21 protein-coding genes are annotated in these 21,332 nt (G+C 72.6%); 3 read left to right on the forward strand and 18 right to left on the reverse strand.

Annotated features, from left to right (window positions below; all coding sequences use genetic code 11):
* Positions 1-70: 70 nt before the first annotated feature.
* From ABZT74_RS09990 to ABZT74_RS10055, 14 genes are all read right to left on the reverse strand, one after another.
* Positions 71-1,087: a glycoside hydrolase family 6 protein gene (locus tag ABZT74_RS09990; protein ID WP_356433976.1), complete on the reverse strand. Its 1,017-nt coding sequence runs from the start codon at positions 1,085-1,087 to the stop codon at positions 71-73.
* A 473-nt stretch (positions 1,088-1,560) separates the two neighbouring features.
* Positions 1,561-2,226 carry a class F sortase gene (locus ABZT74_RS09995; RefSeq protein ID WP_355862983.1) on the reverse strand — a complete coding sequence of 222 codons (666 nt, stop codon included), beginning with the start codon at positions 2,224-2,226 and terminating at the stop codon, positions 1,561-1,563.
* Between the two features lies 1 nt (position 2,227).
* Positions 2,228-2,779 carry a hypothetical protein gene (locus ABZT74_RS10000; RefSeq protein ID WP_356176771.1) on the reverse strand — a complete coding sequence of 184 codons (552 nt, stop codon included), beginning with the start codon at positions 2,777-2,779 and terminating at the stop codon, positions 2,228-2,230.
* 130 nt (positions 2,780-2,909) lie between these two features.
* Positions 2,910-3,689, reverse strand: coding sequence for an HAD-IIA family hydrolase (locus ABZT74_RS10005; protein WP_355862979.1), 780 nt, complete (start codon positions 3,687-3,689; stop codon positions 2,910-2,912).
* Positions 3,690-3,820: 131 nt separating this feature from the next.
* Positions 3,821-5,302 (reverse strand): alkaline phosphatase family protein, encoded by a 1,482-nt coding sequence (locus ABZT74_RS10010; RefSeq protein ID WP_356434079.1) that lies wholly within the window; start codon positions 5,300-5,302, stop codon positions 3,821-3,823.
* Between the two features lie 194 nt (positions 5,303-5,496).
* Positions 5,497-6,588 (reverse strand): 2-aminoethylphosphonate ABC transporter substrate-binding protein, encoded by a 1,092-nt coding sequence (locus ABZT74_RS10015; RefSeq protein ID WP_356433978.1) that lies wholly within the window; start codon positions 6,586-6,588, stop codon positions 5,497-5,499.
* 66 nt (positions 6,589-6,654) lie between these two features.
* On the reverse strand, positions 6,655-7,452 hold the full coding sequence (locus tag ABZT74_RS10020; protein ID WP_355862975.1) for an ABC transporter permease subunit: 798 nt from the start codon (positions 7,450-7,452) through the stop codon (positions 6,655-6,657).
* On the reverse strand, positions 7,439-8,311 hold the full coding sequence (locus ABZT74_RS10025; protein ID WP_356433980.1) for a 2-aminoethylphosphonate ABC transporter permease subunit: 873 nt from the start codon (positions 8,309-8,311) through the stop codon (positions 7,439-7,441). Before ABZT74_RS10025 ends, ABZT74_RS10020 begins: the two co-directional genes overlap by 14 nt.
* Positions 8,304-9,419: an ABC transporter ATP-binding protein gene (locus ABZT74_RS10030; protein WP_356433982.1), complete on the reverse strand. Its 1,116-nt coding sequence runs from the start codon at positions 9,417-9,419 to the stop codon at positions 8,304-8,306. The genes ABZT74_RS10025 and ABZT74_RS10030 overlap by 8 nt, the downstream gene beginning before the upstream one ends.
* On the reverse strand, positions 9,416-10,168 hold the full coding sequence (locus ABZT74_RS10035) for an HAD family hydrolase (RefSeq protein WP_356434080.1): 753 nt from the start codon (positions 10,166-10,168) through the stop codon (positions 9,416-9,418). The genes ABZT74_RS10030 and ABZT74_RS10035 overlap by 4 nt, the downstream gene beginning before the upstream one ends.
* A gap of 17 nt (positions 10,169-10,185) precedes the next feature.
* Positions 10,186-11,310, reverse strand: a complete 1,125-nt coding sequence (locus ABZT74_RS10040; protein WP_355862969.1) for a TIGR03364 family FAD-dependent oxidoreductase — start codon at positions 11,308-11,310, stop codon at positions 10,186-10,188.
* Between the two features lie 143 nt (positions 11,311-11,453).
* Positions 11,454-12,212, reverse strand: a complete 759-nt coding sequence (locus ABZT74_RS10045; protein WP_355862967.1) for a GntR family transcriptional regulator — start codon at positions 12,210-12,212, stop codon at positions 11,454-11,456.
* Positions 12,213-12,268: 56 nt separating this feature from the next.
* The gene (locus tag ABZT74_RS10050) at positions 12,269-13,177 is read right to left on the reverse strand and encodes a hypothetical protein (RefSeq protein ID WP_356433984.1); all 909 of its coding nucleotides are present in this window, start codon (positions 13,175-13,177) and stop codon (positions 12,269-12,271) included.
* Between the two features lie 496 nt (positions 13,178-13,673).
* Positions 13,674-14,756 (reverse strand): ROK family transcriptional regulator, encoded by a 1,083-nt coding sequence (locus tag ABZT74_RS10055; protein ID WP_356433986.1) that lies wholly within the window; start codon positions 14,754-14,756, stop codon positions 13,674-13,676.
* A 260-nt stretch (positions 14,757-15,016) separates the two neighbouring features.
* On the opposite strand from ABZT74_RS10055, the gene ABZT74_RS10060 reads away from it, so the two are divergent.
* Together ABZT74_RS10060 and ABZT74_RS10065 are read left to right on the forward strand one after the other, a co-directional pair.
* Positions 15,017-16,102, forward strand: a complete 1,086-nt coding sequence (locus ABZT74_RS10060; protein ID WP_356433988.1) for a Gfo/Idh/MocA family oxidoreductase — start codon at positions 15,017-15,019, stop codon at positions 16,100-16,102.
* Positions 16,099-16,572 (forward strand): heme-degrading domain-containing protein, encoded by a 474-nt coding sequence (locus ABZT74_RS10065; protein WP_356433990.1) that lies wholly within the window; start codon positions 16,099-16,101, stop codon positions 16,570-16,572. The genes ABZT74_RS10060 and ABZT74_RS10065 overlap by 4 nt, the downstream gene beginning before the upstream one ends.
* A 260-nt stretch (positions 16,573-16,832) precedes the next feature.
* Here the strand turns inward: ABZT74_RS10065 and ABZT74_RS10070 are convergent, their stop codons facing one another.
* From ABZT74_RS10070 to ABZT74_RS10085, 4 genes are all read right to left on the reverse strand, one after another.
* A complete protein-coding gene (locus ABZT74_RS10070; RefSeq protein WP_355862957.1) occupies positions 16,833-17,690 on the reverse strand; it encodes a fumarylacetoacetate hydrolase family protein in 858 nt (285 codons plus the stop codon).
* Positions 17,691-17,827: 137 nt separating this feature from the next.
* A complete protein-coding gene (locus tag ABZT74_RS10075) occupies positions 17,828-18,595 on the reverse strand; it encodes a YidC/Oxa1 family membrane protein insertase (RefSeq protein ID WP_355862955.1) in 768 nt (255 codons plus the stop codon).
* A 108-nt stretch (positions 18,596-18,703) separates the two neighbouring features.
* Complete coding sequence (locus tag ABZT74_RS10080; protein ID WP_356433991.1) at positions 18,704-19,012, reverse strand: DUF6412 domain-containing protein; 309 nt, start codon at positions 19,010-19,012, stop codon at positions 18,704-18,706.
* A gap of 167 nt (positions 19,013-19,179) precedes the next feature.
* On the reverse strand, positions 19,180-20,016 hold the full coding sequence (locus tag ABZT74_RS10085; RefSeq protein ID WP_356433992.1) for a class E sortase: 837 nt from the start codon (positions 20,014-20,016) through the stop codon (positions 19,180-19,182).
* Positions 20,017-20,266: 250 nt separating this feature from the next.
* Between ABZT74_RS10085 and ABZT74_RS10090 the strand changes: the two genes are divergently transcribed.
* Positions 20,267-21,277: an SEC-C domain-containing protein gene (locus tag ABZT74_RS10090; RefSeq protein WP_356433993.1), complete on the forward strand. Its 1,011-nt coding sequence runs from the start codon at positions 20,267-20,269 to the stop codon at positions 21,275-21,277.
* Positions 21,278-21,332: the final 55 nt, after the last annotated feature.

Here is a 21,332-nt window from a genome sequence, read left to right on the forward strand (position 1 = left end):
GGGTGGTTGCGAGAGAGGGCGTCCTCCGCCGGTGAGCGGAGGGCGCCCTCTCGTGTGCGGGCCGGTGCGGCTACTTCGACGCCTTCGCGAGCCGGAGGGCGTAGTCGGCCCACCACTCGCCGGCCTTCGGGCCGCCCTTGCAGGTGCCGTCCGACTCGCCCGGACGCTTGATCCACAGGTAGGCGTCGACGAGCGGGTCCGCGGTCTTCGTCGTCGGGTTCTCGCCGAGCGCGCGGCCCGGCGGGTTGCACCAGTTCTCGTCGGGTTCGCCGCCCGTGTAGGGGCCGTTGCCGTTGCGGCTGGTGTCGATGACGAAGTGCTTGTTCCCCACCTTCGCCGCGAGCCGCTTGCCGTAGGCGACGGAGTCCTCGGTCGAGTAGAAGTTGGAGACGTTGACCGCGAAGCCGTCGGCCCGGTCGACCCCGGCGGCGCGCAGCGGCTCGAAGATCTGGTCGGGGTGACCCCAGCCGGCGTTGCCCGCGTCGAGGTACACCTTCGTGTTCCTCAGGGATGTGAGCTGCGTGACGGCGCCCTTGAGCAGGTCGTAGCGCTCCTCACGGAACTCCTGCGGGGTGCACTGGTTGACGAGGTGCAGAATGGCGTCCGGCTCCAGGATCACCGTGGCGGGGCGGTCCCCGATACCCCGGGCCACGCCGTCGATCCACGTCCGGTAGGCGTTGCCGTCGGCGGCGCCTCCCTGCGAGAACTGGCCGCAGTCGCGGTGCGGGATGTTGTAGAGGACGATGACCGCGGCCCGGTCCGCCTTCTCCGCCGCCTCGGTGAAACCCCGTGCCTCCTGCTCCGGGTTCTCCGGGCCGATCCACTCGCCGGTCGGCTGTCCCGCTATCTTGCGGATCTGCTCGGCGTCGTCGTCGCGGTCCGCCCGGGTGTAGGCGGCGACCTGTTCCGCCGCGTTCCCGTCCGGGTTCACCCAGAACGGGTCCGCGTTCTTCGGCTGTTGCGTGACCGGCGCCCCGGATTCCCCGTCCTTGCCGCCGCCGCCCCCGGAGGAGCACCCCGCGAGCAGCAGTGCCGCCCCCAGCACCGCCATGGACGCCCGTGCCCCGGCACCCTGTTTGCCGTACATCCGACTCCCCCTTGGGTGCACCGTCCTAAGGGTTAATCGTGACATACCCACCCTCTACTCCGCGGGGTCTCCGGTGCTTGTCCGGGAGCTGTTACAGCCCCGACACGACGACGACCTCGCGCGAGGCAGCGGGTGCCACCGGGCCCCGGGCCAGGGCGAGTTGGCGTGGGACACCCTCTAGGCCATATCGCCCGTTCCCTCTAAGGTGGCCCCAAACGGCCCCAGTCCCCGGCCGGTTGTCCCGACCGCCCGCCGTGTCCGGCGGTCGGGGACCCAGACCTCCCGCGTCGACGCCGGGTTACTCCCGCAATCCGTGCGCGCGCGGTCGAGGACCAGCCCGGTCGGCGGCTTCTCGGGGGGAGCGGGTCGCCGACCGGGCTGCGGTGACGGCTCCGGTCACCGGCAGGTGCGTGCCGGTGGCGTCGGCGGTCCGGGCGGGTCGGGTAGGCGGTTCGGCGGTCGGGGCGGTCGGTTCACACGCCGCGGCCGGTGAGGTACGCCGACACGACCACGTTCGCCGTGTAGCTCCCGGTCGCCCTGTCGAAGGTCCCGCCGCAGGTGACCAGCCGCAGCTCGGCCCGCCCCGACTCCCGTGCCCCGTAGGCCTGCCGGGCGTCGAAGTGGTCGCGCGGGAGCACCTGGACGTCGTCCACGGTGAACTCGGCGACCGTCCCGTCGTCGCGGACCACCCGGACGGTGTCGCCCGGCTTCACCGAGCTGAGCTTGTAGAAGACGGCGGGCCGGGTGTCGGTGTCGACGTGCCCGACCATCAGCGCGGTGCCGACGGCGCCCGGCTCCACGCCGGCCGCGTACCAGGCGACGACGCCGGGCTGGTCGTACGGAGGCGGGTCGATGGCGCCCGCCCGGTCGAGTCCGCGGGCGACGACGGGGGCCTGCACGCCCATCGCGGGGATGTCGACGCGCTGCGGGCGGGCCTTGCCGAGGGGCTTGAGCGCGTGGGGCAGCCGGACCTCGGGCGGCCGTCCCACGGCCGCGATGTCCCCGGTGGTGGGCGCCGATGTCCCCAGCCGGAGGTCCGTCACCCTGCTCCCCCACAGCCACAGGCCGAGCAGCAGTACCAGCCAGGCGATCCCGGTGAGCAGCCGGCCGGTGCCGGAGGAGCGTTCGCGTTCGGCCATGTCAGTCGCGGCCGTCCTGGCCCCGGCGTGCGCTGCGGACCGCGACGGCGACCGCGGCGACGCCCGCGAGGACCAGGCCCGTCACGGCCTGCCTGGTGCCGGGGCCGGCCTCCCGGGCGTCCACCGAGCCGAAGTGGGCGGTGGCGCCGCCGCCCGCGTGCACGGGTGCGACGGGCGAGGCGGGCGCGGTCACGGCGGGTGAGGCGGCCGGGTCGGCGACGGTGACCGTGCCTCTGACCCGGTCGGAGTGCCCGTCGCAGTCGACCTCGACGGGGTAGCTGCCGGGGTGCAGGGAGGTGCGGACGCGGGTCTCGCCGACCAGCCCGCCGCCGCCGGGCCCGGTGAGCCGCGCGTCCGAGACGAACGCGTCCGACACGGCGGTGCCGGTCCGGCCGGCGCAGCCCATCGCCCGCAGCTGGACGTCGCCGCCGAAGGCGGGGCCGGCGGGTGTCACGGAGACACCGGCCGGTCCCGCGTCGGCCGCGTGGGCGACGGGGGTGAACGCGGCCGCGACCACCGCGCCGGCACAGAGAGTGAGTCGCACTGAGCGCATCGTGAAACCTCCAGACATCTGGAGAGTCCCCCGCGCGACGGTGGCCCGCATCTTCAGCGGTCCGCCGTTGCTCCGAACGGGTCGGTCCGGGGCGTTTCGGGTTTGGGGCCCGCCCCGGACGCCCTGCCGGTCAGACGCGCTCGACGAGGTCGGCGATCGAGTCGAGGACCATCGACGGGCGGTACGGGTACTGCTCGATCTCGTCGGGCGTGGTCAGGCCGGTCAGCACGAGGAAGGTCTGCATCCCCGCCTCCAGCCCGGCGAGGACGTCGGTGTCCATGCGGTCGCCGATCATCGCGCTGGTCTCGGAGTGCGCGCCGATGGCGTTCAGCCCGGTCCGCATCATCAGCGGGTTCGGCTTGCCGGCGAAGTAGGGCTGCTTGCCGGTGGCCTTGGTGATCAGCGCGGCGACCGCGCCGGTGGCGGGCAGCGGGCCCTCGGTGGAGGGGCCCGTCTCGTCCGGGTTGGTGGCGATGAAGCGGGCGCCGCCCTTGATCAGCCGGACCGCCTTGGTCATGGCCTCGAAGGAGTAGGTACGGGTCTCACCGAGGACGACGTAGTCCGGCTCGTGGTCGGTGAGGACGTATCCGATGTCGTGCAGCGCGGTGGTCAGGCCGGCCTCGCCGATGACGTACGCGGTGCCGCCGGGGCGCTGGTCGTCCAGGAACTTGGCGGTGGCGAGGGCGGAGGTCCAGATGTTCTCGACCGGCACGTCCAGGCCCATGCGCCGCAGCCTCGCGTGCAGGTCGCGGGCGGTGTAGATGGAGTTGTTCGTCAGGACCAGGAAGGGCTTGCCGGACTCCCGCAGCTTCTTGACGAAGGAGTCGGCGCCGGGGATCGGCACGCCCTCGTGGATGAGGACACCGTCCATGTCGGTGAGCCACGACTCGATGGGCTTGCGCTCTGACATGTGCTGGGTCTCCTGCCGTCCTGTGGCGTACGTACGCACTCGATCCGGGGGCGCCGGAACGACGCTGTGCCGACGCCCCCAGCCTAGTCAGGACTCTGTGATCCCGGCCTCGCCGGGATCATGCGGTGTGCTCAGCCGGCCTTGAGCGAGACGCCGTCGATCACCCAGTACCAGTTGTTCCCGCCGGTGTAGCGGAACCGGACCCGGGCTGTCCGTGCCCCGGCCGGCACCTGGAGGGTCACCTTCTCCACCCGGGAGGAGGTGTCGGCGGTGTACGTCTTCACGCCGACCGGCGCCGCGCCGTCGTAGGAGACGAGCACCTCGCCCTTCTGCGGGGACTCGTGGCGGTAGTAGGTGGTGTAGGTGAGGGTGGCGGCGGCGCCCCCGGTGACCGTGTACGCGGGGCTGACCAGGGTGGAGTCGAAGGTGCCGGAGAAGGTCCTGTCCTGCCACTCGTCGCCGTCGGCGACCGCGAACACGTTGCGGGCGCGGACGTTGCTCTCGCGGTTCTGGTCGGCCTGCGCCTTGGTCCAGAACTCGTCGGTGGTGAAGGTCCAGCCGCGCCACTCGGTGACGCCGCCCGTACCCATCGCGGTGTTGTCGACGGACCAGCCGCTGGGCGGGGTGTGCGTGAAGCCGACGACCGTGGCGCCGATGCCGGTCTCGTCGACGCGGGTGGCGAGCTGCGGGCGCAGCGCGTCGAAGTCGTCGGGCGCGGGCTGCTGCACGGGCCGTCCGTCGAGGCCCCAGGCGGGGTCGATGGCGACGCCGAGGTGGGCGAGGGCGGAGGCGGCGATGTCCGGCATCCTGACGTCGTAACGCACCGAACCGGCGGCCAGGGTCGGGCCGGTCGCGATCATGAAGGTCTGCCGTTCAGGCCAGCTGGAGCCGCCGTGGCCGCCCGCGTCGGTGTGCCCGTGGTCGGCGGTGATCATGATCAGCCAGTCCTCGGACGCGTAGGTGGAGCGCGCCTTGACCGCGGCGACCATCTGTCCGACCTGGGTGTCGACGCCGTGGATGGCGTCCAGGTACTGCTGGCTGGCGGCGCCGTAGCTGTGGCCCGCGTGGTCGACGTTGTCGAGCTGGACGAACACCGCGTCGGGGTTGGCGCTGCGCAGCTGGGCGACGGCGCGCGAGGTGGTGCCGGTGTCGTACTCGGCGCTCGGGGTGGACACGCGGGTGTCCACCTCGGCGGAGAAGACGGTGTCCGTCAGGGGCGCCCAGGAGGAGACGGCGTACGTGGACAGGGACGGCTTCGCGGTCTCGATCCGGGTGAGGAAGTCCGGGTACTGGGCGAACTTCTGGCCGGTGAAGTTGTTGTCCTTCACGTTGTGCTTGTCGGGCCAGACGCCGGTGATGAGGGTGGACCAGCCGGGCCCGGACAGGGTGGGCGCGAACGGGTTGGCGTAGATGCTGCTGGGCGCGGTGAGACCCGCGGCCATCAGGGCGTCGAGGCTGGGGGCGTCGGCGTCCCTGACGCGGCTCAGCAGGGTGCCGTCGAGGCCGATGACGAGGACCTTGGGGGTCTTCGCGGCGGCGCGGGCGACGGACGCGAGCGGGCCCGCGGTGAGGGCGAGACCGGCCGCGGAGGCCAGCAGGGAGCGACGGGACATGCGTGACGACACGTGATCCTCCGGAAGGGGGACGAGGGTGTGGAGCACGGATGGAACAGCGGGGGTGGTGCGTGCCGGGCACGGCGACGCCCCCGGGTTGTTCGGTTCCAGGGGCGTCGCGCGGTGGAGCGGGTCGGGGCCTGCGGCCCTTCGGCCGCGGTGACGCAGCCGCCGGTGACCGCACTGCCGGTGGTTCAGCTGCCGGTGGCGGACTTCCAGTCCTCGACGTACGTGGTGAGGTTCTTGTCGATGTCCGCCCAGTCGGGCTCGAAGACCTCGACGCCGTCCATGAGCTTGGTCAGCGCGATGGCGTTGGCGTCGGTGGCCTTCACGTCGGCGCGCGCGGAGAAGCCGCCACCGATCTCGCTGACCTGCTGCTGGGCCTTGGCGGACAGCATGAAGTCAAGGAGCTTCCTGCCGTTCGCGGAGTGCGGGGCCTTGGTGACGAGGCCGGCGGCGTACGGGAGCGCGAAGGTGGTCGGCTGGCCGGCGGCGTCGGCGGCCTTGTCCGTGGCCTGCGGGAACCAGATCCCGAGGTTCGGCATGTCCTTGGACTGCGCGTAGTTCATCTGGACGTCGCCGTTGGCGGCCAGCAGTTCGCCCTTGTCGACCTTGGGGGCGAGCTTGCCGGTGGAGGCGGACGGCCCGACGTTGTTGGTCTGGAGCTTCTTGAGGTAGGCGAGCGCCGCTTCCTTGCCGCCGAAGTCGTGCATCGCCTTGATCAGTACGGCGGTTCCGTCGCCGGCGACACCGGGGGTGGAGTACTGGAGCTTGTTCTTGTAGGTGCCGCCGAGCAGTTCGTCCCAGGTGGTCGGCGCCTGCTTCAGCTCCTTCTTGTTGTAGACGAAGCCGAAGTAGTTGTTGACGACGGAGGTCCAGGTGGCGTCGGCGGCCTTGTCGGCGCCGTCGACCTGGTCGGAGCCCTCGGGCGCGTACTTCTGGAGCAGGCCCTTGCCGTCGGCCTGCTGGATGAAGGGCGGGAGGGTGACGAGGACGTCGGCCTGCGGGTTGGTCTTCTCACGGACGGCCCGCTGGACCATCTCGCCCGAACCTCCCTCGACGTACTTGACCTTGATGCCGGTCTGCTTCTCGAAGTCCTTGAAGACCTGGTCGTACCAGCCGTCGCCGTTCTCGCCCTTGAGGCCGTCCGCGCTGTACACGGTGACGACCTTGGCGTCGGCGGCGGCCGAGTCGCCGCCGCACGCGGTGAGGGAGCCGGCGAGGACGAGGCTGCCGGTCACGGCGGCGATCGGGGCGAGGCGGAGCGTGCGGGCGTTTCTGGGCATGGCGAGGTGAACTCCTTGCGTGATCGGTGTGTTCGGGGGTTCGGGCCGGTGGGACGGATCAGCGGGTCAGCGGTAGGAGGCCTTGGTGCGGATCCGGGAGACGGCGAGGAGCACGAGCACCGTCGCCGTCATGAGGACCACGGCGAGCGCGGAGCCGGTGAACAGGGCGCCGCGGTCGGTGGCCGCGTAGATCTGGACGGGAAGCGGGGTCCAGTCCGGTGGGTAGAGCATCATCGTGGCGCTCAACTCGCCCATGGACAGGGCGAAGCAGAGGCCCGCGGCGGCGGTGAGCGAGGGCAGCAGCAGCGGCAGCCGCACCCGCCACAGCACGTAGGAGGGCCGGGCGCCGAGGGAGGCCGCGGCCTGTTCGTACGCCGGGTCGAGACGCACGACGGCGGCCGACACCGACTGGTGGGCGAACGCCGTGACCAGGACGGCGTGCGCGAGGATGACGATCCACCGGGTGCCGTTGAGCAGCACCGGCGGCTTGGAGAAGGCGACCAGGACCGCGAGCCCGACGACGACGGACGGCACGGCGACCGGCAGCATGAACAGCGCGTCCAGCAGCCGCTTTCCGCGCTTCTTCAGGGCGTGCCCGGCCAGCGCCGCCCAGGTGCCCACCACCAGCGCGAGCACGCTCGCGGTGAGGGCGGTGACCAGGCTGGTGGTGAGTGCCTGGAGGGATTCGCCGCGGGTGGCGGCGGTGTAGTGCCCGGTGGTGAAGCCGGACGGGAACGCGCTCGACCAGTTCGTGGCGAACGACGCGGCGAGGACGACGAGCAGCGGCAGGGCGAACAGGGGCAGGAAGAGGACGAAGAAGACGGCCCAGGTGGCCCACTTCCCCTTGCGGCTATGCACCAGCACGGCGGCTCACCACCCGGTAGAGGCCGTAGAGCCCCACGGAGATCGAGACGTTGACGACGGCGACGACACACGCGCCCGGATAGTCCGACTCCAGGATCGCCTTGCTGTACACGAGCATCGGCAGGGTGGTGACCCCCTTGGCCCCGGTGAACAGGACGATGCCGAACTCGTTCAGGCAGAGCACGAGGACGAGGCTGCCGCCGGCGGCGAGGGCGGGCAGCGCCTCGGGCAGGATGACCTGCCGCACGATCCGCGCCGGCCGCGCGCCGAGCGAGGACGCCACTTCCAGCTGGCCGGTGTCGATGCCCGAGAAGGCGGCGAGCAGCGGGCGCATCACGAACGGGGTGAAGTACGTGATCTCCGCGAGGAGCACTCCCCAGGGCGTGGTGAGGAACTGGAAGGGTCCCTCGGCCGCTCCGGTCGCGCCGGTCCACAGTCCGTTGGCCATGCCGACGGTGCCGTAGACGAACAGCAGCGCGAGCGTGATCAGGAAGGACGGGAAGGAGAGGAAGACGTCGATGAACCTGGCGACCGCCTTCCCGCCGGGGAACGGGACGAAGGCGATGACCAGGGCGAGGGCGAACCCGAGGACCAGGCAGCCGACCGTGGATCCGAGCGCGAGCCATACGGTGGTGCCGAGCGCGTCCCGGAACGCGGCCGAGGCGAACACGTCCCCGTAGGCCCGCGCCGAGGTGCCCCCGGTGTCCGGCCGGAACGACTGCTGGACGACGAGGGCCAGCGGGTAGAGGAACACGAGCCCGAGCACGGCGACCGGGGGCAGGGCCCAGACCCAGGAGGGGATCGCCTTCCTGGATCCGGTGCCCGCCTTCGCGGGTACGGCGACCACCGCGCTAGCCATCGAGGGTCACCCCTTCGGCCACGTCGGCGGTCTCCCGCACGGTGACCGGAGCCGTCCGGCCGCCGGTCACCCCGGCGGAGAGCAGCACCGCGTCCTCGGGCGCGAAGTGCACGGTGACCTCGTCGCCGAGGGCGGGCGGCTGCCGCAGTTCGCGCAGGTCCGCCTTGATCCGGTGGCCCCCCACCTCCACGTACAGCCGATGGGTGGCGCCCCGCCACTGCACCTCGGCGACCTGCCCGGTGAGGGCGTTGGGCCCCGCCCCGAGTCCGACAAGGTGCGGGCGGACGCACAGGGTGGCGGTCGCGCCCTGGGCGGCGTCCCCGGTCGGCACCTTCAGCTCGGCCCCGGCGAAGACGACCCCGTCCGCTGCCACCGTCACCGGCAGCAGGTTCGCGTTGCCGACGAAGGACGCCGTGAACTCGGTGCGCGGTGCCCGGTACAGCTCCTGCGGGGTGCCGACGTCCTGCAGCCGGGCCTTGTCCATGACGGCGATCCGGTCGGCCAGGGTCAGCGCCTCGACCTGGTCGTGGGTGACGTAGAGGATCGACACGTCGGGCAACTCGCGGTGCAGCCTGGCGAGTTCGGCGAGCATTCCGGAGCGCAGCTGGGCGTCGAGGGCGGACAGCGGCTCGTCGAGCAGGAGGACGCCGGGCCGGATGGCGAGCGCCCGCGCGATGGCGACGCGCTGCTGCTGCCCGCCGGACAGCTCGCGCGGATGGCGCCGCGCGTACGCCGCCATCCCGGTCATCTCCAGCGCCTCGGCGACCCGCTCGCGGATCTCGCCCTTGGGTGCCTTCCGTGCCTTGAGCCCGAACGCGACGTTGTCCTCGACCCGCATGTGCGGGAAGAGCGCGTACTGCTGGACGACCATGCCGATGCCGCGCCGGTGCGGCGGCAGTGCGGTGACGTCGCGGTCGCCGATGAACACCCGCCCGGCGGCGGGCCGGACGAAGCCGGCGACGGCCCGCAGCGCGGTCGTCTTGCCCGAGCCGGACGGCCCGAGCAGGGCCATCACCTCGCCGGGCTCGACCCTCAGGTCGAGGGAGTCGAGGACCGTGGTGCCGCCGTAGGCGACGGACACCCGGTCGAAGCGGATCCCGCTGCTCATCGCCGGGCTCCGCCAAAGGAGCCGAACTCGGACAGCAGCATGGGCAGTTCGGCGACCGAGCCGAGGACGTGCCCGGCGCCCGCGGCACGCAGCGCCTGCTCGTCGTGGGCCCCGGTGAGCACCCCGGCGACGAGTCCGGCCCCGGCGCGGACGCCGCTGACCATGTCGTAGGAGGTGTCGCCCAGCACTGCGGTCTGCCGGACGCCGTCGGCGGCCTTGGTCCGCAGGAACGCCTCCAGCACCATGTCGGGGTAGGGACGTCCGCGGCCTCCCGCGTCCGCCGGACACAGGGTGAGCGGCACCAGGTCCTGCCAGCCGAGCGCGGCGAGGATGGCGTCCTGGGTGACGCGGGCGAACCCGGTGCTCAGGACGACGGTCCGGCCGCCGGCCTGGAGTTCCTCGATCGTCTCGCGGGCTCCGGCGACCGGCGCGATCAGGCCGCCGTCGACGAGTTCCCCGTACGCCTTCTCGAAAGCGGTGTTGGCGCGCCGGGCGAGCGACTCCTCGCCGAACAGGTGCCGGAAGACGGAGATCTTGGACTCGCCCATCGTGGCGCGGACGTAGTCGAGCTTCTCGGTGTGGTCGGCGGATCCGGGCTCCACGCCCAGCTCCCCGGCGGCCACGGCGAAGGCCTGCTCCACGAGGCCGCCGTCGGCGACGGTGGTGCCGGCCATGTCGAGCACCACCAGTCGTATGTCGTTCGGTTCGTTCGTCGCGTTGATCGCGTTCGGCTCGTTCATCTCGTTCATCTCGTTCATCTCGCTATTCACCAGCCCAGCTCGTCGGCGGTCGTCTCCGCTATCGCGGGGGAACAGGTCATGCCGCGCCCGCCCGGCCCGGTGACCAGCCACACCCCGTCCCGGACGCGCTGGCGGTGCACGACCCGGCTGGTGTCGGTGCACTGCGCGTACACCCCGGCCCAGCGGCGCCGGATCTTCGGCAGCGGGCGGCCGAGGAAGGACTCGACGACCTCGGTGAGGTGGTCGTAGGGGTCTTCGAGGGTGTCGAAGGCGAAGGGGTGCTCGTACTCGTGGGTGTCGCCGATGGTCAGGCCGCCGTCCGCGCGCTGCACCATCAGCAGCTGCATCCGGTGTTCGGCCGCGGTCGGCGTCTGCGGCTGGCCGGCGTCGAGGGCGTCGAGCGCCTCGCTCCGGTACGCCGGGTAGTAGCGGAAGCTGTCCGCGTCGGCGACGGAGGTGGTGAGCGGCTCGCCCAGCGGGTCGGTCTGCATCATCTGCAGCCGGACGCGCCGCACGGGCAGGTCCGGTCCGGCCAGCTCGCGGACGAGACCGCCGAGCCACGCTCCGGTGCACAGCACCACGACGTCACCGGTGTGGACGTCGCCGTGGTCGTCGCGGACGGCGTTCTCGCCGATCACCTCGCGGACCTCGCGGCCCGGCAGGAAGGTGTAGTCCGGGGACTTCAGCAGCTCGGCGCGCAGGGCGACCTGTGCGGTACGCGGCTCGACGGCCGCGTCGCGCTCGCAGTACAGGGCGGCCTCGAAGGTTCCGCGCAGCGCGGGGTTCACGGCGCGCGCCTCACCGGCGGTGAGCAGCTTGTAGCCGCGGGCCGCCGCGTCGTCGCGGGCCAGGGCGGCCTCGGCGACGGCGGTCTCGCGCGGGTTGCGCAGCGGGGTCAGGGATCCGCAGCCCCGGAAGCCGAGACCCGGGACCCGGGCACCGATCTCCTCCCACAGCTCCCGCGACCGCAGGGCGGTGTCGAGCTCCTCTCCTCCGGCTCGGCCACTGACCCATATCTGGCCGAAATTGCGCAGCGAGGCCCCGCGGGCCTCCGCCTCACGCTCGATCTGTACGACCTGGTGGCCGCGCTCCAGTGCATGCCAGGCGTGCAGGGTGCCCACCACGCCGGCTCCGACGACTATCACTCTCACAACGGCCACGCTCCTCGGTACGGGGGAATCGGAAGGGTCCGCACAGCAACCAGATGGTGAACTGCCCATCACGTTTGGGCTAGACCCGTTATCTTGTCGTTATAAAAAGAGGCGAGCCGGAGCCCGCCTCGGTCTGGCCGGAATCAGTCGCCGAGATGCGCGGTGAACGAGAACCGGTCGCCCCGGTACAGCGTCCGCACCCGCTCCAGCGGCTGCCCGTCGGCGTCCCGGGAGATCCGGTGGATCAGCAGCATCGGCAGGGCGGGCGGCGTGCCGATCAGCAGCGCCTCCCGCGGAGTGGCCAGCACGGTCTCGATCCGCTCGTCGGCGTCGCCGAACACGATGCCCAGCCGGTCGTGGAGGTACGCGTAGAACGAGGAGTCGGGGTCGAAGTCGCCGTCGAGTCCGGGGACCCGGCCGACCGCCACGTACGTGCTCTCCAGGCCGACCCGTTCGTCGTCCGCGAGCAGCACCCGCTCCATGTGCCACACCGGTTCACCGCGCTTCAGACCCGCCTCGGCGGCGAGTGTTTCCGGACACGGGAACCGGTCGAGGGAGATCAGCGAACGGCCGGGAACGCGCCCCTGCCTGCGGACACCCTCGGTGTAGCTCGCCAGCGACAGCGGCTGCTCCAGCTTGGGACCGGCGACGACCGTGCCGCGCCCCTGCCGCCGCAGCTTCCCTTCGAGCAGCAGCTCGCGCAACGCCTGCCGCACCGTCTCCCGGGCGACCTCGTACTTCTCCGAGAGGTCACGCTCGGTGGGCAGGAGCCCCCCTTCGCCCAGCTCGTCCACGAGCCGGGCGATGTGCGCCTTCACCGCGTAGTACTTGGGAATGCGGCCGTGCTCCGGGATGCCGGAGCGGACGGGAGCGCCGGGAGCCTGGTCGTTCGGGTAGTCCACGGACACGATCGTCGCAGACGGCACGGGCCGCGCGGCTGCCAGGTGTCGGCGGGGCCTCAGCGGCGGCGGGTGCGCAACCGCCGTGCCACCAGGAACAGTCCGGCTCCGAGGGCCGTCAGGGCGACCGCGAGCGCGGCCAGCAGGGGACGGTTCGGGGCGCCGGGTCCGGTCCTGGCCAGCTCGTCCACGTCCGGCGCCGCCGCCCCCGTCCCGGCGGAGGCGGACGAGCCGACGCCCGCACCCGCGCTCGGGCTCGCGATGCCGGTTCCAGGGCTCCGGGTTCCCCCGGTCGCGGTCCCCGTGCCGGGGCTCGCGCTGCCGGTGCCCGCGTCGGCCGTGGCGGTGCCGGGGGCCGTGGTGGTGCCGTCCTCGTCCGGGTCCTGCTCCCGGCCGGTGTCCGCGCCGTCGTCCCCGACGTGGAACCGGTAGTCGTTCGACTCCCCCACCCAGTCGCCGTCGCCGCCGTGCCGCTGCACGACCGACGCGCTCGCGACGACGTCGTTCGGGGCGGTCGCGGCGGAGGTGAGGGAGAGCCGCACCTTCACCGTCAGGGTGCGGCCGGGCGCCACGGTGAACCCGGGGAAACCGTCGTCGAACGGTGCCACGTTCTCGGCCTCGTCGGTCCGCTCGAACGTCACCGGATGCGCCCGCTCACCCTCGTAGAACTCCATCCGCAGTTGCTCCGGCCGCAGCGTCCGGCCGGTGTCCACGAGGACGACGACCGGGTGGATCGCGCCGCAGGTGTGCGACGTGGTGTTGGTGAGATCGAGATACCAGGTCCCGAAGTCGCCGCCCGGGCGGTAGTCGTCCGGACCTCCGTGGATCCGGCTCGTGACGGGGAAGTCATGGGTGTCGGACGCCACACACGCGGGACGCGGTTCGAGCGCGCGGGCGGGCACCGGTGCGAGCGCCGCGCACAGGGCGACGGCGGCCGGGACGAGCGGGCGGGACGTACGCAGTCGCATGGGGAGCCTCGGGCCGATCGGTGGGGGACGGGGATCGGGAGCTTCGAAAGCGTCAGGCGGTACGGGGCAACGGCGCCGTGACCTTGACACGTCTCCCCGACGGCCCCGGGCACGCCACGCGCACCGGCCCCCCGTTCGGCGGCAGAAATCCCCCGACCGGCCCGCCCGGTTCACCTGCCGAGCGGGCGCGTCCGCAGCGCCAAGGCACCTGTCATACGCGGCTGCTGCGCACCGGTCCCACCCCGCCCGGCTCACCTGCCGAGCGAGCGCGTCCACAGCGCCAAGGCACCTGTCATACGCGGCTGCTGCGCACCGGTCCCACCCCGCTCGGTTCCAGCGCACCGGTCGTGCGCGGTTCCAGCACGCCGGTGGTCGTGCACGTTTCCAGCGCACCGGTCGTCGTACGCGACGCCAGCCCACCCGTCGTACCCCCACCCCAGCCCACCCGGGGCTCAGAACCGGCCGCCCTCCACGACGCGATTCCCCACCCCTCCTCTCAGCCGTCCCCCCGCCCGAAGAGCGGGGCCAGCAGGAGTTGGGCCGCGCCCTCGGCCACGCCGCGGGCACCGCCGGGGGCGATGCCGACCGGGACCACGGTGCCGCCCCCTTCACGCCGGGCCCGTTCCCCGAGGACGGCACCGACTCCACGGACGAAGACGTCCTCGTGGGCGGCGACCGTACGGCCGCCGAGCAGCACGAGGTCGATGTCGAGCAGGCCCACCAGGTTCGCGGCCCCGGCGCCGAGCACCCGGGCCGCCTCGTCGAGGGTCCCGCGTCCGACCGCGTCCAGGCACAGCACCTCGATGCAGCCTCGGTTCCCGCACTCGCAGAGCGGCCCGTCCAGCTGGATCACCTGGTGCCCGAACTCACCGGCCCCGGTGCGGGTCCCGCGGTGCACGGTCCCGCCGATCACGAGCCCGGCGCCCAGTCCCGTACCGAGATGCAGGTAGGCGAAGGACCCGCCACCCACCGGGCCGGAACCGGATCCGGCCCCCACCGCGACTCCGAGGGCGGCCGCGTTGGTGTCCTTGTCGACGACCACCGGGAGCCCGAGCCGGCCGGCCAGGGCGTCCCGCAGCGCGAAGCCGTCCCACTCCGGGAAGCCCGTGACCCGGTGCAGGACACCGAGGGTGTGGTCGAGCGGGCCGGGCAGCGCGACCCCCACGCCCAGCGGGGACACCCCTCCGAGCAGGGCCTCCACCTCGCCCGCGGCGCCCTCGACCACCGCGTCCGCCCCGGCGCCGAGGTCCAGCGGAGCGCGCCGCTCGGCCACCACGGCGCCGGTGAGATCGCAGAGCACCGCGGTCAGTTCGTCGCGGTCGAGGTGCAGGCCGACGGCGTGACCGGCCTCGGGGACGAGCCGCAGTACCGTGCGGGGCTTGCCGCCGGTGGACGCGCGGCGGCCCGCTTCCGCCGCGAGGCCGTCGGCGCGCAGCCGGGCGGTGATCTTGCTGACGGCCTGCGGGGTCAGTCCCGTGCGCTCGGCGAGTTCGAGCCGGCTGATCCCGGCGGCCCCGGCCGTGCGCAGCAGGTCGAGCACCAGCGCGGCGTTGTGGCTGCGCAGGGCCGGCAGGTTCACGCCCGGAGTCCCGGCACCCCCGGCCGGCCCCGGACTCCCGACGTTCCCGGGACCCCCGACTGCTCCGGGACTCCCGACGGCTCCGGAGTTCGGCACGGCTCCGGGTCTCGACACAGCTCCGGAGCTCGCCACGGTTCCGGGGCTTCCGGGCACCCCGGTCACGCCGCTCCCACCCACATCGGTCCTGCGTCGGTCCTGTTCACGCGACCCATTCTCCCCTGCGCTTGCACTTTGGCAACAGCGTTGCGAAAGTGGGACCCATGACAGGCATGACTGGTACGCCCCTTCGCGTGGGTCTCGTCGGCTACGGCCTCGCGGGCTCCGTCTTCCACGCCCCGCTGATCGCCTCGACCGAGGGCCTGACCCTCGACACGGTCGTCACCTCCAACCCGGAGCGGCAGGAACAGGCCCGCGCCGAGTTCGGCGACGGACTCGGGTTCGCCGCCACCCCCGACGACCTGTGGGCCCGCGCAGACGAACTCGACCTGATCGTCATCGCGTCCCCGAACAAGACGCACGTCCCGATCGCGACCGCCGCGCTCAAGGCGGGTCTGCCCGTCGTCGTGGACAAGCCCATCGCCGGTACCGCGGCGGAGGCCCGTGAGCTGGCCGCCCTGGCCGACGAGCGCGGTCTGCTGCTCTCCGTCTTCCAGAACCGCCGCTGGGACAACGACTTCCTGACCCTGCGCGGGCTCATCGCCGACGGCGAGCTGGGCGACGTCCAGCGCTTCGAGTCCCGTTTCGAGCGCTGGCGTCCGCAGCCCAAGGGCGGCTGGCGCGAGTCCGGCGACCCGGCAGAGATCGGAGGTCTCCTCTACGACCTCGGCAGCCACGTCGTCGACCAGGCGCTCGTCCTCTTCGGCCCCGCCGCCTCGGTGTACGCCGAGTCGGACATCCGCCGGCCGGGTGCGGCGGCCGACGACGACACGTTCATCGCGATCACGCACACGAGCGGGGTCCGCTCCCACCTCTACGTCTCCGCGACCACCGCGCAGCTCGGTCCGCGCTTCCGTGTCCTCGGCTCGCGGGCGGGCTACGTCAAGCACGGGCTCGACCCGCAGGAGGCCGACCTGCGCGAGGGCAAGCGTCCCGGCGGCGCGTCCCCGTGGGGTGTGGAGCCGCAGTCGCTGTGGGGCCGCGTCGGCTCCGGGGAGTCCCCGCTGAGCGGTGGCGGCACCCCGCAGCCGACCGTCCCGGGCGCCTACCCGGCGTACTACGCGGCCGTCGCCGCCGCCCTGCGCGACGGCGCGCCGAACCCGGTGACCGCGCACGAGGCCGCTGCCGCCCTCGACGTCCTGGAGGCGGCCCGCCGCTCCGCACGCGAGGGAGTGGTGGTGTCCCTGTGAGCGCGCCGGCCGCACCCGAGATCGCCGAGCTGGAGGAGCAGGAGCGCCAGCTGACGCTCCCCCGCTTCACCCACGACGACGCCTGGACCCTCGGCACGCTCCTCGTCGAACTGGCCCGTGAGCGCGACGCTCCGGTGGCCGTCGACATCCGCCGCGGGGGCCAGCAGCTTTTCCATGCGGCGCTGCCCGGTTCGACGCCGGACAACGACGCCTGGATCGACCGCAAGCGCCGCGTGGTCGAGCGTTACGGCTGCTCCTCGCTCCTGGTCGGCTCCCGCTTTCGCGCGAAGGGCACGACGTTCGAGGACTCCTCCCGCCTCGACCCCGACACGTACGCGGCCCACGGCGGGGCGTTCCCGCTCACGGTGAAGGACACGGGAGTCATCGGCACGGTGGTGGTCTCCGGCCTCCCCCAGATCGAGGACCACCGCCTGGTGGTAGAGGCCCTGGAAGAGTTCCTGAACGCGTAACCCCCAAGTCCCCCGCGCCCCAAAGAGGGCGCGGGGAACGGCACGCCAAGCCACAGCCCACCCGCACCCGCACCCAACGGGAGGCGGGGCCCCGTTAAGGGGCGCGGGGAACGGCGCGACCAGCCACAACGCACCCGCAGCCAACAGGACACAGCGGCCCCATTCAGGGGCGCGAGGAACTGCGCAAACAGCCACAGCGCACCCGCAGCCAAAAAGGCACCCGCCCCCCGACGCCCCCCACCACAGACCAAGCGGAGCGCCTACGCTCCCTTGAGTTCCTGCCGCTGCCGCCCCAGCCCCTCGATCTCCAGCTCCACGACATCCCCCGCCCGCAGATACGGCTTCGGCTCGGGCTGCCCCATGGCGACCCCCGCCGGCGTACCGGTGTTGATGACGTCGCCCGGGTACAGCGTCATGAAGTGGCTGACGTACCGGACGACCTCGGCGACGGGGAAGATCTGCTCGGCGGTCGTACCGTCCTGCTTCAGCTCACCGTTCACCCACAGCTTCAGCGACAGCGCCTGCGCGTCCGGCACCTCGTCGGCGGTCACCAGCCACGGCCCCAGCGGGTTGAACGTCTCGCAGTTCTTGCCCTTGTCCCAGGTGCCGCCGCGTTCGATCTGGAACTCGCGCTCGGAGACGTCGTGCGCCACCGCGTACCCGGCGACATGGGCGAGCGCCTCCTCGTGGGACTCCAGGTACCGCGCCGTACGGCCGATGACGACCGCCAGCTCGACCTCCCAGTCCGTCTTCACCGACCCGCGCGGTACGAGCACCGTGTCGTCCGGGCCGACGACGGTGTCCGCGGCCTTGAAGAAGATGACCGGCTCGCCGGGCGCCTCGGCACCGGTCTCACGGGCGTGGTCGTGGTAGTTCAGCCCGATGCACACGACCTTGCCGATCCGGGCCAGCGGCGGCCCGACGCGCAGCCCGGTCGCGTCCAGTACGGGAAGCTCACCGGACTCGGCGGCGGAACGGATCCGTCCGAGCGCGGCCTCGTCGGCGAGCAGCCCCCCGTCGATGTCGGGAACGAGACCCGACAGATCCCGCAGAGTCCCCTGGGCGTCGAGCAGCGCCGGTCGCTCCGACCCCGCCGTACCGACTCGCAGCAGCTTCATGGTCACCATCTCCCTCGATCGCGGGCGTCGACCGACGGGTGCAGCCATCGGATGACTGGTCGATCCTCCAAGCTCGGCGTCCACTCCGCAAGACCCCGTTCACGGACTGGACCGCCCGGACGGCCGCGCGCCCGGTGTCAGATGAGCGCGGCCGCGGCCGGTGCCGCTCCCGGCATGTCCCGGTAGAGCACCGCCCGCTCCACCGCGCTCCAGGTCGTACTGGTGACGACGTACAGCGCGGCGGCCAGCGGCACCACGGCCACGGTGAAGAGCGTGAAGAAGGACATGAACGGCATGAGCTTGTTGATGGAGGCGAGGCCGGGCACGGGTTCGCCGTCGGTGCCCACCGCGGCCGGAGCCGCCGAGGCGGTCATCCGCTTGGTCCGCCGGAAGTTGAAGGTGGCCACGGCCGCGACGACGGCGAACAGGCCCAGGTAGACCAGACCGGCCGGCCCGAAGAGTCCTCCGTCACCGAGCGCCCCCGCCCAGCGTCCGCCGAGCGGCGCGTCGAAGAGGGTGTGCCCGAGCAGGGAGTTCGCGCCGCCGCCGATCGTCGAGCTGGAGAACAGGTGGTACAGCAGGAAGAACGCCGGCATCTGGAACAGGCTGGGCAGACAGCCGGAGAGCGGCGACACCTTCTCCTCGGCGTGCAGCTCCATCAGGGCCTTCTGGAACTTCTCGCGGTCCTTGCCGTGCTTCTTCCGCAGCGCCGTGATCTGCGGCTGGAGCGCGGCGCGCGCCCGCTGTCCACGCGCCGAGGCTCGCGAGAGGGGGTGCACGAGGAGTCGTACGAGCGCGGTGAACAGGACGATCGCGACGGCGGCCGCCGAGGCGTGGAACAGGGGCTGGAGCAGGTCGGCGAAGTTCTCGACCAGATGCGCGAAAGCGGACAGGAACGTGGACATGGGTGAGCCCTCCGGGGGTCTCGTCGTGCCGGGGGTACGGAATGCGGCATGACGGACCACGTGAGGTCACCAGGGAGTGCAGAAGGTGGAGAGGGTGGAGAGGGTGCCCTACGCGGCCGTCGGGAGGGCGTGTCCGGGCGCCCTGGGCCGCGGGCGCCCCTTGGCATCCGGGTCGCGCTGGGCCAGGAAGGCCGTACGGCGGGCGCGGTCGCGGATGGCCGTACGGACCCGGGTGCGCGGCACGGCGGGCGCGGAGCGCGACACGATGAGCGAGCAGGCCGCGAAGGCGGACCCGGCGGCGGCGGTCGCGGCGAGCGCGACGGCGGCGGAGAGGCTGCCCGTGTCGAACAGGGCGACCTGGAGGAGCAGCAGCACCAGTACGGCGGCGGGACGGGCGTTGGCCCAGGTGCGGATCATCGGCTGCCCCTCCTCTCGTACGTGGTGCGTGCGTCGGTCCTTCCGTTCGTTATACAGGATGCTTCTCGCCGGCCCGCCCGGACCGCCCGGACCGACCGGCAGCCGGTCGCCGCTTCGGCTGGGCGGGGCGCGGCGCGGTCGGCTCAGCGGGGTGCGGCGCCATCGCCTCATCGCGGACGCATCGCGGTGAGCTTCCCCCACACGGCCATCCGGTACCGGGAGGTGTACTCGGGCGTGCACGTGGTGAGCGTGATGTAGTACCCGGGCTCGCCGTACCCGTACGACGGGCGCACGGTGCTGCGGGGCACCGGCCGGATGACCCCGCCGTCGCCCGGCGAGGTCTGCGGCAGGGTCCGGTCGACGACGTACGTGTAGACGGCGCTCTTCGTCTCGACGGTGATCGTGTCCCCGTGCCGGAGCCGCGGCAGGTACCGGAACGGCTCCCCGTGCGTGTTCCGGTGCCCGGCGAGCGCGAAGTTCCCCGCCTGCCCGGGCTGCTGCGTGCCCTTGTAGTGACCGACGTACCCCTTGTTGAGGACGTCCGCCTTGCTGACTCCCTCCGCGACGGGGACCCGCAGGGAGAGCCGGGGAATGCTGAGGACGGCGTAGGCCTGGGACCAACGGGGCGTCGTCCGGGTGCTGTCGGCAGTCCCTCGCGAGGACGCCGCCCCGGTGGAGCCCCCGGCGCCACTCTTCCCGCCCTGCCCCCCGTCTCCTGCGCCCGACCCGGAACCGGAGGCAGAACCGGAACCGGAGTCATTGCCTCCCGGACCGGCTCCCGGCACCCCGGGAGCTCCCGGCCTCCCCCACTCCCGCTCCAACGCCTGCACCTTGTGGTCCGCGTCCTGCCGCGCCTGCCGGTTGGTCCACCACAGCTGGTGCACGACGAGGAGGAGCAGCACGACCCCGACGGTGACGAACACCTCGGCGCCGCTCCAGAGCGCCCGCCGGTACGCCGCCCGCCGCCGTCGCGTCCCGTGGTGCACGATCCCCGGAGCCCGCATCCGAACGCCCCCTTCGCCGGCCCGCACGATAGGCGGCACCTCGCGAAGTCACCAGAGCGACGGGCGAAGCTCCGTGCCGCCCTCACGGGGAGGCTCCGGCCGCGACGGCCGGTCCACCAGGCCTCCCCGCTCACCGATCGAACGAGGCAGGCGCCCCTCCCAGCCCCTCCGCATATGCCCTTGGTGACTCCCGCCGCTGTGGCCAGCACCTCTCTCTTCTTTGTCGCCCAACGGCAGTACGGTGTCACCCATGCGCCCCGACACGCCTGCCGAGAACGTCGACCACACCGCCGAAGCGGCACGCCTGGAGCGGACCGCCGGCCTCTACCCCGAGGACGCCGAACACCTGCTGGTGCAGGCGGCGGCCCACCTCGAACTGGCCGGAGACCGTCCAGCCGCGACCGCGCTCTACGACCGCCTGCTGTCCTCGACGGACCCGCTGGAGAACCCTCACCTGGTGCGTGCCCTGAAGGCGTCGAACCTCTGGGAGTACGGCCACGAGGCGGAGGCCCGCGCGATCATCGACGGCGTCCGCGCGGCGGCACCCCGGGACCCGGCACCGTGGGTCATCGTGGCCGAGGCCCTGGAGTCCCACGACGAACTGGAAGCCGCGCAGGACACGTTCACGGAAGGGGCGACGCTCCTCCTCACGGACGTGGCGGAGCCGCCGTACGCCACGCGTTCCCTGCTCTTCGGCCGGCACCGCGTGCGCCGCATGCTGGGCCTCGGGCACGACGAGTGGGACGCGCTGGCGGACACCCAGCACTCGTCCGCGATCTCCCTGGACGAACTCCACGACCCGAAGCGGATCTGGTCGCTGGGCTCGGACAACCCGGCGGAACTCCAGGCCGAGATCAGCCGCCTCCAGGCGGAACTGGGCGCCTACCGCGAGGCCCTCTCCCGCCCGTTCCCGGTGGCGGTCCTGCACTGGGCGGCCCCCGAACTGGCCGAACTGGTCGCCGCGTACCCGGACCTCGCCGAGGAGTACCCCTCCCACGAGGAGCACCTCGCGACCATAGAGTCCTCCCTCCGCGAACTGGCCGCGTCGGGCACCCCGAACCTGGGCATCGTCACCGCCACGGTCCCCTCCTACGAAGCCTTCGCCGCCTCAGAGGCCTCGTCCCCCTCGGACACGACACTCCTCCCCCAGTACGCAACAACACTGGCAGCCCGCGGCCTGGCCGTGGCCTGGCCACCGTCGCGGGGGGCGGGGTGCTGGTGCGGGTCGGGGGCGGCTTACGGGGAGTGTCACGGGGCCTGACTCCGCCCGTCGATCCCGGGCGCCCTGCAATGCCCAAATCGGCGTCCGGGGCGCC

The sequence above is a fragment of the Streptomyces sp. NPDC005302 genome (assembly GCF_040607345.1).
GTDB lineage: Bacteria > Actinomycetota > Actinomycetes > Streptomycetales > Streptomycetaceae > Streptomyces.